Source organism: Streptomyces sp. NPDC058877, from assembly GCF_042742855.1.
GTDB lineage: Bacteria > Actinomycetota > Actinomycetes > Streptomycetales > Streptomycetaceae > Streptomyces.
The window spans coordinates 1-9,390 of record NZ_JBHYMF010000239.1; the positions used below are offsets into that span (position 1 = coordinate 1).

A 9,390-nucleotide genomic window follows, 5' to 3' on the forward strand; every position below is an offset into this window, starting at 1 on the left:
GATTATTAATTGCGTGACCCGGCCGTTATTCGCAAGGCCGCTCGAAGCTCCTACAGTCATTCACGCCGCCGGAATTCCGGACGAGTTTCGCATCGACAGCGGGAGTTCTTCATGTCGTTGACCGACAAGGCAGACGTCAGCACTTTCGTCGACCTCACCCAGCACGAGATCGAGGCCCTGAAGACCCGGTTCAACCTGGCCGACGCCCACACCCACCAGCGCCAGTCCGCCTCTCAGGAGCGGATCGTCTCGCGGCTCCCCGAACTCTGGCACGAATCCGAGTCGAAGCAGCAGGCCCACTTCGAGCGCCAGTTCATCGACGCCTTCTTCCGGCTGCACCAGCAGCCCACCGCCCGGGCGATGGACCGGACCCTCCTGTCGTACTCCGCGAGCGTCTCCACCATGGTCGCCGGCATGTTCCTCAAGCAGCGCGGCATGTCGGTGCAGTTGGTGGAGCCCTGCTTCGACAACCTGGTCGACCTGCTGCGCAACATGCAGGTGCCGATCTCCCCGCTCGCGGAGTCGGCGCTGCACGAGAAGGACGCCATCTACGAGCGGCTGGTCGAGCAGGTCGACGCGGACGCCATCTACTTGGTCGACCCCAACAACCCGACCGGTTTCACCCTGCTCGCCGAGAAGCTGGAGGGCTTCCGCGAGGTCGTCCGCTACTGCGTGGACCACGGCAAGGTGCTGGTGATGGACTTCTGCTTCGCTTCCTTCGCGCTGTGCGACGAGGGCATCGGACGGGTCGACATCTACCGACTCCTCGAGGAGTCGGGCGTCACCTACATGGTCATGGAGGACACCGGCAAGACCTGGCCGATCCAGGACGCCAAGTGCGCCATGATCACCGCAAGCCGGAACATCCAGGAGGAGGTCTACAACCTCCACACCAGCGTCCTCCTGAACGTCTCGCCGTTCGTCCTCAACATGGTCACGCAGTACGTCGAGGACTCCATCTCCGACGGCTTCGCCTCGGTCCGGGACATCATCACGACCAACGGCGAGGCCGCCCGCACCGCCCTCAGCGGCAGCATCCTGGAGTTCCAGGAGCCGGTCGTCGGCACCAGCGTCGCCTGGTTCCGGATCAAGCCGGAGCACCTGACCGCCACCCAGCTGCAGGCCGTCCTCTTCGACGAGGAGGTGTACGTCCTGCCGGGCACCTTCTTCTACTGGAACAGCAAGGAGAAGGGCGAGCGCTTCGTCCGCCTGGCCCTGGCCCGCGAGCCCGAGGTGTTCGCCGGCGCGATGGAGCGGATGCGGAAGGTGCTCGAGCGCTATGCGGCCTGACCCCGCCCCCGAGGCACCCGCCCCCGGCGGCGAGGTGTTCGTCGACGCCACGCTCTTCATGGGCATGCACAGCGGGGACGAGACGGTCCGGGCCGGCGCCAAGGCCTTCTTCGCCGGCCGACTGGCCGCCGGGGAGGCCGGCCGGGTCGTCATGAACTGGGAACAGGTCGGCCGCTGCGACGACCTCGTGTGGGGTTACGAACGCGGCGTGCAGGACGAGTACTACCCGTTCATGGACGTCCTCCACACCGACCTCGCCATCGACCGGATCGCCTACGACGAGGAAGACGTCCGCCGGGCCTTCACCACATCCGGCCTGGACGGACTGCCCGTCCACGAGCGTCTGATGCTCTCCCAGGTGATCGCCCGTCGCGGCACCCTGCACACGGCGAGCCCCCGGCTGATCCGGACGACCGGCCTGCCCGTCGTCCCGGTCACCGCCGGCGCGGAGGCCTCGTTCCCGGCCTACCTGGAGGACCTCTACCAGCGCTCGCTGGTACTGACGGTCGCCTCCGAGAACCTCTGAGACCACGCCGTCCCCGACGGCGCGAGAAGACATCCGAAGGGCACCCCACTCATGCCTGACAGCTACTCCGGGACGATCGTCCCGATGATCACCCCTCTCGACGAGCACGGCACCGTCGACGAGCAGAGCGTCGTCCGCCTCCTGGACCACATCCGAACCGAGGTGACGGGCCTCATGCCGGCCCTGTCCTCCGGCGAGGGCTGGAAGCTCGACGCCCGGCAGTGGCAGGACGTCGTCACGTACACCGTCAAGCACGCCGAGGGCCTCCCGGTGCTCGCCGGGATCCAACTCCCCGACACCGCATCGGTGATCGAACGGGCGCACACGGCCGCCGAGATCGGCGTCGACGCCATCGTCGTCACCACTCCGTTCGGCGCCGACGTGACGCAGGAGCAGATCTTCGAGCACTACCGGTCGATCCGCGCGGCCCTCGACGTACCGATCTTCCTCTACAACGAGGAGGCGCTGTCGGGCAATCGCATCGAGTTCGAGACCCTGATCCGGATCTGCCGGGAGATCTCCGGGATCGCCGGCATCAAGGAGTCGAGCGGCGACGCCGCCTTCACCCGCCGGATGGCCGAGGCGGACACCGGCATCCCCGTCTTCGAGGGCTGGGAGAACCTGCTCGTCGACGCCCGTGGCATCCAGGGCTTCATCGGTCCGCTGGCCAACGTCGAACCCGGCCTGTGCAACGCGATGCTGGTCGACCCCACCCCCGACCGGCAGGCCGAGGTCAATGCCGTCTGCGAGCGGTACGGAATCTTCCGCGACGACTGGTACCGGTGGGTGAAGAAGGAGCTGCACCACCGCGGCGTGATCGGCTCCCCCACCACGCACGAGGAGGCGACGGCGGAATGAGCACCACCCCCGCCTCGTCCGTCCCGGTGGCCACCCACTCGGTCGCGGCTCCGGTCGCGACCGCCCAGCGCGAACTCCACGCGCTCTACAGACGCGTGCCGAACCTCGGTGACTACGGGTCGATGGCCGCGATCGAGGAGCGGTGGATCCTGCCGAAGGCCCGGGCCTACGAGACCTCCGCGCCCCGGTTCGGCTCGACCGGCGAACTGCTCGGGGCACTCAAGGAGTTCCTCGCCGAGGAAGAGGCCGCGCTGCCGGAGAGCGCGACCTTCCTCGCCGAACAGGCGACGCTCGAACAGTTCAAGGTCGTCGTGCGGGAGTTCGCACTCGACGGGCTCACCGAGTCCGAGTCGCTGCTCCCGGTGGTCCCCCGGCTGCCGTACCGCTCGGCGATGGCCGTCTTCCGGGTCCTCATCGACGAACTCGGCTGTGGGAACGAGGAGAAGGCGCACTCCCAGCTCTACCGGGACCTGCTCACCGAGCTGGGCATGAGCCTCCGCCTCGACGACTACCTCGACGAGACGTCGCCGGAGTGCTACGCGTACGTCAACATGTTCCACTGGCTGGCGAGCCGGGCGCCCTCGCCCCAGTACTTCCTGGGGGCGTACGCCTACTTCGAGACCAGCGTCCTGTACGCCTTCCAGAGCTTCGCGCGCGCGGCGCGGCGGCTCGGCATCGTCCACGACGCCTACTACACCGAACACCTGTACATCGACTCCTACCACAGCAGCCACATGCGCACGGCGATCCGCGCCCTGGACGAGCCGGACCTGGCGAAGATCTGGGCGGGCGTGCGGCTGGCTTCCGACATCGTCGGCGAGGCGACGGAGACGGCGATCACCCGGGCCCGGGAGACCGTCGCATGACGGCCGTGCCCGCCGGACGGCGGGACTCCGCGGAACCCGCCGTCCGCCAGGTGACCGAAGACCTGGTCCTGGTCGAGGTCGGCGGTCGCAAGGTCCTCGCCGCTGCCGTCTGCCCGCACCGCGGGGGCCGGCTCAAGTACGGCAGGGTCGACGGGGACAGGCTGCGGATCACGTGTCCCCTGCACCACACGACCTTCGACCTGACGAGCGGCGAGCGGCTCTCGGGGGCGGCCTGCGCCGCCCTCCGGGTGGTCGACGTGCTGCCCGGCCAGGACCTGCCCGCGCACACCGGAGGCGCCTCATGACCACCACACCGACCGGGGCGGCGTCCACCGTGACGCCGCCCCGTGCGGCGGTCGACCACGACGGCATCGCGCCGGTGCCCGATGCCGAACGCACCTCGACGCCCGCCGATTTCGGCTGGATCTGGCCCTCCGCGCAGTTCTCCTTCGGCACCGTGGTGCTGGGGGCACTGCCCGTGGTCTTCGGCCTGGGATGGTGGGCGTCGGCCAGTGCGATCGCGGTGGGCGTCGCCATCGGGACGGCGCTGCTCGCCCCGCTCTCCCGGTTCGGCATCCGCACCGGCACGAACGACCCGGTGGCGAGCGGGGCGCACTTCGGGGTGCGAGGCAGGGTGGTCGGCAACACCATCACCGTGGTCACGGCGCTCGGCTTCTTCGCGATCGCGGTGTGGACGGGCGGCACCGCCGTCATGGTCGCGGGACACCGACTGCTCTCCACTCCCACCGGGCCCGGTGCCCTGACCGTCGCGATGTTCGTGACGGCGGCGGCGGTCGCACTGGTCGCCGTGCGCGGCCACGAGACGCTCGTGCGCACGTACCGCATCACGGCACTCACCGGCGGCGCGGTCCTGCTCGGCACCGTGCTCGTACTCACTCCCCGCTTCGACCCGGGGTACGCCGGCGGGACCCTGGCCTTGGACAGCGCCCTGCACACCTGGCTGCTCGCGGCGACCGCGTCCGCGACCGTGCCGCTGTCGTACGCCACCTTCCAGGGCGACTACACCCGCTTCATGCCGGCCACCACCCCGACCCGTCGGGTGGTGCGGGCGAGCGGGACCTCGATGTTCCTCAGCAGCCTCGCCGCCCTGCTCACCGGGGCGTACGTGACGACGCTCTTCCCCGTGCCCGACGAACCGTGGCTGCAGGGTCTGACGGATGCCGTGCCCGGCTGGTTCGCGGCGGCCGTGGTGCTCTTCGGCTTCGCGGGCACCCTGCCCCAGGCCGGGCTGTGCCTGTACGCGGCCGGGCTCTCCGCCAACTCGGTGTTCTGGCGCTCCTCCCGGGCCGCCGTGACCACGGTGGTCGCGCTGCTCGCGGCAGCGGTGCTCTACCTCGGGGCGGTGGTGTACGACGCGATGGACGCGATGTCGGCGTTCGTCACCCTGCTGCTCACGGTCGTCGCCCCGTGGGCGGCGGTGCTCTCGGTCGGCTACGTGCTGCACCGGGGCAGGTACGACGCGGAGGCGCTGCGCTCGTTCACCACGGGCGGCGGCGGCCGGTACTGGTACGCGGGCGGCATCAACCCCCGCGCGGCAACGGCCTTCGCGGTCGGCTCGACGGTCGGCGTGCTGTGGGTGAACAACCCGCTGTACACCGGGCCGTTGACCGGACTGACCGGCGGGGTGGACCTGAGCCTGCCGGCTTCCTTCCTGGTGGCGTCGGCGCTGTACGGAGGGCTGTGCCGAGTGTGGCCGGAGCCGCTGCTCCCGCCCTCGTGGAGCCATTGACTCCGAAGGCCTTCGTCCCGGAGGCCACTGCTCCGAAGGCCGGCCGTCCCGCGGTTCGACGTCCGGCTGACCGATCGAGAATTCCGAGGTGACCCGTTCATGTCCATGTTCCGACTCGTGGTCCGGTCGGTCGTCGAGGAGGCTGACGGCGTCCGGGGGCTGCTCCTCACCGATCCGGCGGGGGGTGACCTGCCCCCCTGGGAACCCGGGGCGCACCTGGAGGTGACGCTGCCGTCGGGGGCGATCCGGCACTACTCGCTCTGCGGGGACCCCGCCGACCGGAGCACCTATCGGCTGGGGGTGCTGCGGGAGCGGGCGGGCCGGGGCGGTTCGGAGGAGGTCCACACCCGCGTCGGCGGGGGCACGGTCCTCGGCGCGCGGGGCCCCTTCAACCGCTTTCCGCTGGTCCCCGCCGATCGGTACCTGTTCGTCGCGGGAGGCATCGGCATCACCCCGCTGCTGCCGATGGTGCACGCGCTGCCGCCGGGCTCGTGGTCCCTGCTGTACGGGGGCCGGAGCCTCGCGGCCATGGCGTACCGCGAGGAGCTCTCCGCGCTCCCCGGTGTCACGCTCGTCCCGCAGGACACGGCGGGACTGCTTGACCTGGACGCCGCCTTCTCCGGACTGCCCGCCGGGACGGCCGTGTACTGCTGCGGTCCGGAAGGGCTGCTGCGGGCGGTGCGGGACCGCTGGTCGGGGCCCCTGCACACGGAGCGGTTCGGCTCGGCGCCGGCGCCCCGACCCGGGGAGACCGCCGGTTCCGCTTCCGACGGCTCCGAAGGTTTCGAAGGCCCCGAAGGTTTCGAGGTGGAACTGCGCCGGAGCGGACGGACCGTGCACGTCGCGCCGGGCCGGACCCTGCTCGACGCCGTGCGCGAAGCGGTGCCGGGCGTCGCGTACTCCTGCGAGGAGGGCTGGTGCGGTACGTGCGAGACGAAGGTGCTCGCCGGGACGCCCGAGCACCATGACTCCGTCCTCGGCGAGGACGAGAGGGCTTCGGGGACGACGATGATGATCTGTGTGGGTCGCTCGCGCGGGACCCGTCTCGTCCTGGACCTGTGAGACGCGCGGAAGTCCGTACCGGCGTGTGGGTCGGTACGGACTTCCGCGCGGTGCGGGGCTTCAGGGGAAGACGACCAGGGCGCGACCGCCCTTGCCCGCGAGCATGTTGTCGAAGGCGCCCGGGATGCCGTCCAGGGTGATGCGCTCGGTGACGAGGGCACCGAGGTCGAGCCGGCCGGCCCTGATGTGCTCGGCGAGGACCGGCAGGTCTTCGGCCGGGTTCGAGTTGCCGTAGACGCAGCCGGCCAGGGTACGGCCCCAGTGGAAGAGCTCCAGGGCGTTGAAGGTGACCTGCTGCTCCTTGCCGCCGATGCCGACGACGGTGGTCCGACCGCCGCGTCGGGTGGACTCCCAGGCGGTCCGGATGGTGACGGCCCGACCGACGCACTCGACGGCCACGTCCACGCCCTGGCCGCCGGTCAGTTTCCGGATCTCCTTGGCCGTGGTCCCGGAGGCCACGACGTACTCCGTCGCGCCCGCGCCCCGGGCCAGGGCCTCCTTCTCCGGGGAGACGTCCACCGCCACGATGGTGGACGCTCCCGCGATCCGGGCGGCCTGGAGGGTGGCGAGGCCCACTCCCCCGACGCCGAAGACGGCGACGGTCTCGCCGGCGCGGACCCGTGCCGCGTGGTGGACCGCGCCCCAGCCGGTGAGGACGGCGCAACCGAGCAGGGCGGCGTCGGCGAGCGGTACCCCGTCGGGAACGGGCAGGACGCAGTTCGCGGCCACGACCGTCTCCTCGGCGAAGGCCGCGACGTTGAGGCCGGGGTGGAGTTCGGTGCCGTCCCCGGTGCGGGCGTGGACGTTCGCGGCGCCGGTCAGCGCGTTCGCGCAGAGCCAGACCTCGCCGAGCGAGCAGGGGTGGCAGTCGCCGCAGGACGGCGCCCAGTTGAGGACGACGCCGTCGCCCGGGGCGACGTGGGTGACGCCCTCACCTACGGAGACCACGGTACCCGCGCCCTCGTGGCCGAGGACGGCCGGAACCGGCACGCGCATGGTGCCGTTGGAGAGGGACAGGTCGGAGTGGCAGACCCCGGCGGCTGCGAGCCGTACCCGGACCTGGCCGGGACCGGGCTCGGGCAGCTCGATGTCGGTGATCTCCAGGGGAGAACCGACGGCGGGCAGGACGGCGGCACGGATCACGCTCACGTGCGGTGCTCCTCGGGACTCAGAACTGCAGGGACTTGGTCTGGAGGTACTCGGCGAGACCGTGTGCGCCGAGCTCCCGGCCGACGCCGGACTGCTTGTAGCCGCCGAAGGGGGCCAGCGGGTTGAAGCGACCACCGTTGATGTCGACCTGGCCGGTGTCCATGCGCCGGGCGAAGGCGACGGCCTCGGCCTGCTCCCCCCAGACGGCGCCACCGAGACCGTAGACGGTGCCGTTGGCGATGGCGAGGGCCTCCTCCTCGTCCTCGTACCGGAGGAGCGAGATGACGGGGCCGAAGATCTCCTCCTGGGCGATGGTCATGTCGGGGGTGACGTCGGCGAAGACGGTCGGGGAGACGTAGAAGCCGGTTGCGCGCGGGGCTTCGGGGCCGCCGGCCGCGAGTCGGGCGCCCTCCTCGATCCCCTTCTCGATGTAACCGCGGACGCGCTGCTGTTGCCCGGCGCTCACCAGGGGGCCGATGCGCTCTCCGGGCACGTACGCGGCAACGGCCTCGACGGCGAGCGCCACCGCCTCCTCGTACCGGTCGGCGGGGATCAGCATCCGGGTCCAGGCGCTGCACGTCTGGCCGGAGTTGGACATGACGTTGGCGATGCCGACGGCGACGGCCTTGGGGAGGTCGGCGCTCGGCAGGATCACATTGGCGGACTTGCCGCCGAGTTCGAGGGAGACCCGCTTGACGGCGCCGCCCGCGAGCGCCCCGATGCGGCGACCGACGGCAGTGGAACCGGTGAAGGAGACGAGGTCCACGTCCGGGTGTTCGGCGAGGGCTTGTCCCGCGATCGGGCCGAGGCCGGTGACGAGGTTGAAGACTCCGGCGGGCAGACCCGCCTCGTGGACGGCCTCGGCGAAGAGCTGAGCGGTGAGCGGGGTGTCCTCGGCGGGCTTGAGGACGGTGGTGCAGCCGGCGGCGAGGGCCGGGGCGACCTTGGCGACGATCTGGTGCAGCGGGTAGTTCCACGGAGTGATCGCGGCGACGACGCCGACGGGCTCGGCGTAGACGGTGGAGTTGTCGACCTTCTCCTCGAAGGGGTGGGTGGCGGCGAGTTCGGCGTACGAGCCGACAACGGCGATCGGCAACCCTGCGTGGACGGCGGCAGCGAGCTTCGGCGGGGCACCGAGTTCGGCGGTGACGGTGGCGGCGATCTCCTCCCTGCGGGCGGCGAGCGCGTCGCGGAGGGCGGAGATCCGGGCCGCACGCTCGGCGGGCGGGGTGGCCGCCCAGCCGGGCAGGGCGGTACGGGCGGCCCGGACGGCGGCGTCGACGTCCTCGGCGGTGCCCGCCGGAACGCGGCCGATGACCTGCTCGTCCGCCGGGTTGACCACGGGAATGCTGTCGGCGGAGGAGGCGGGGCGCCATTCCCCGCCGATGTACATCGCGTCGTGGGCCTTCATCCGCTGTCTCCTCACGTTGCCTGCCGGGGGCCGACCGATTCACCGGCGGTTCCGCCGTTCCGTACGGTCAGCGGTCCGGTCCGGTCCGGTCCGCGGTCCTGTCCGGTCCGGTCCGGTCCGGTCCGGTCCGCGGTCCTGTCCGGTCCGCCGTCGCGACCAAACTAGCGCCGTTAGTTTTGTGACGCCAGGGCCTGCCGGAGTGCCCCCGGTCTCATCCGGCAGCGATCCATCGCATCGCTCGATCGTGCCGGTCGGACCCGCGCGCCGTCCACATCACCCCCGGACAGGACTGCGCCTCCGGAACTGGCCGGTGCCCCCTTGCGCCGGAGGAGCACACGGCGGAGGTGGCGACGACGGAGCAGGCCGCACCCCCGCTCCCCGGCCGGTGGCGCGGGCCGGTGGGCCGGCGGTCGAAGCGGACCCCCGGCCCACCTTGCCCGCCTTCACCAGGTCGTGCAGCGCCTCCATCGTCTCCTCG

General features: G+C 71.2%; 9 protein-coding genes. 7 read left to right on the forward strand and 2 right to left on the reverse strand.

The genetic code is table 11. The features are described 5' to 3' along the window. The first annotated feature begins 111 nt into the window (after nt 1-111). The 7 genes from ACFW2Y_RS32220 to ACFW2Y_RS32250 all read left to right on the forward strand — a co-directional run bounded on the left by ACFW2Y_RS32220 (nt 112) and on the right by ACFW2Y_RS32250 (nt 6,352). A complete protein-coding gene (locus ACFW2Y_RS32220) occupies nt 112-1,290 on the forward strand; it encodes an aminotransferase class I/II-fold pyridoxal phosphate-dependent enzyme (protein ID WP_384886145.1) in 1,179 nt (392 codons plus the stop codon). Continuing rightward, nucleotides 1,280-1,816: a DUF6190 family protein gene (locus ACFW2Y_RS32225; protein WP_384886147.1), complete on the forward strand. Its 537-nt coding sequence runs from the start codon at nt 1,280-1,282 to the stop codon at nt 1,814-1,816. The genes ACFW2Y_RS32220 and ACFW2Y_RS32225 overlap by 11 nt, the downstream gene beginning before the upstream one ends. Before the next feature lie 51 nt (nt 1,817-1,867). Next, nucleotides 1,868-2,674 (forward strand): dihydrodipicolinate synthase family protein, encoded by an 807-nt coding sequence (locus ACFW2Y_RS32230; protein ID WP_384886150.1) that lies wholly within the window; start codon nt 1,868-1,870, stop codon nt 2,672-2,674. Then, nucleotides 2,671-3,540: an iron-containing redox enzyme family protein gene (locus ACFW2Y_RS32235; RefSeq protein WP_384886152.1), complete on the forward strand. Its 870-nt coding sequence runs from the start codon at nt 2,671-2,673 to the stop codon at nt 3,538-3,540. The genes ACFW2Y_RS32230 and ACFW2Y_RS32235 overlap by 4 nt, the downstream gene beginning before the upstream one ends. Further along, entirely contained in the window at nt 3,537-3,845 is a 309-nt protein-coding gene (locus ACFW2Y_RS32240) for a Rieske (2Fe-2S) protein (protein WP_384886155.1), read from the forward strand. Before ACFW2Y_RS32235 ends, ACFW2Y_RS32240 begins: the two co-directional genes overlap by 4 nt. Continuing rightward, complete coding sequence (locus ACFW2Y_RS32245) at nt 3,842-5,290, forward strand: purine-cytosine permease family protein (protein WP_384886157.1); 1,449 nt, start codon at nt 3,842-3,844, stop codon at nt 5,288-5,290. Before ACFW2Y_RS32240 ends, ACFW2Y_RS32245 begins: the two co-directional genes overlap by 4 nt. 99 nt (nt 5,291-5,389) lie before the next feature. Further along, entirely contained in the window at nt 5,390-6,352 is a 963-nt protein-coding gene (locus tag ACFW2Y_RS32250) for a PDR/VanB family oxidoreductase (RefSeq protein WP_384886160.1), read from the forward strand. A 60-nt stretch (nt 6,353-6,412) separates the two neighbouring features. Here the strand turns inward: ACFW2Y_RS32250 and ACFW2Y_RS32255 are convergent, their stop codons facing one another. Both ACFW2Y_RS32255 and ACFW2Y_RS32260 read right to left on the reverse strand, forming a co-directional pair. Continuing rightward, nucleotides 6,413-7,495, reverse strand: a complete 1,083-nt coding sequence (locus tag ACFW2Y_RS32255) for a Zn-dependent alcohol dehydrogenase (RefSeq protein WP_384886166.1) — start codon at nt 7,493-7,495, stop codon at nt 6,413-6,415. A gap of 25 nt (nt 7,496-7,520) precedes the next feature. After that, nucleotides 7,521-8,912 carry an aldehyde dehydrogenase family protein gene (locus ACFW2Y_RS32260; RefSeq protein WP_384886163.1) on the reverse strand — a complete coding sequence of 464 codons (1,392 nt, stop codon included), beginning with the start codon at nt 8,910-8,912 and terminating at the stop codon, nt 7,521-7,523. Between the last annotated feature and the right edge of the window lie 478 nt (nt 8,913-9,390).

Excerpts from the sequence above, each read along its gene's own strand:
- ACFW2Y_RS32220 (WP_384886145.1), top strand. The coding sequence starts at position 112 with ATGTCGTTGACCGACAAGGCAGACGTCAGCACTTTCGTCGACCTCACC.
- ACFW2Y_RS32225 (WP_384886147.1), top strand. The coding sequence starts at position 1,280 with ATGCGGCCTGACCCCGCCCCCGAGGCACCCGCCCCCGGCGGCGAGGTG.
- ACFW2Y_RS32230 (WP_384886150.1), top strand. The coding sequence starts at position 1,868 with ATGCCTGACAGCTACTCCGGGACGATCGTCCCGATGATCACCCCTCTC.
- ACFW2Y_RS32235 (WP_384886152.1), top strand. The coding sequence starts at position 2,671 with ATGAGCACCACCCCCGCCTCGTCCGTCCCGGTGGCCACCCACTCGGTC.
- ACFW2Y_RS32240 (WP_384886155.1), top strand. The coding sequence starts at position 3,537 with ATGACGGCCGTGCCCGCCGGACGGCGGGACTCCGCGGAACCCGCCGTC.
- ACFW2Y_RS32245 (WP_384886157.1), top strand. The coding sequence starts at position 3,842 with ATGACCACCACACCGACCGGGGCGGCGTCCACCGTGACGCCGCCCCGT.
- ACFW2Y_RS32250 (WP_384886160.1), top strand. The coding sequence starts at position 5,390 with ATGTCCATGTTCCGACTCGTGGTCCGGTCGGTCGTCGAGGAGGCTGAC.
- ACFW2Y_RS32260 (WP_384886163.1), bottom strand. The coding sequence starts at position 8,912 with ATGAAGGCCCACGACGCGATGTACATCGGCGGGGAATGGCGCCCCGCC.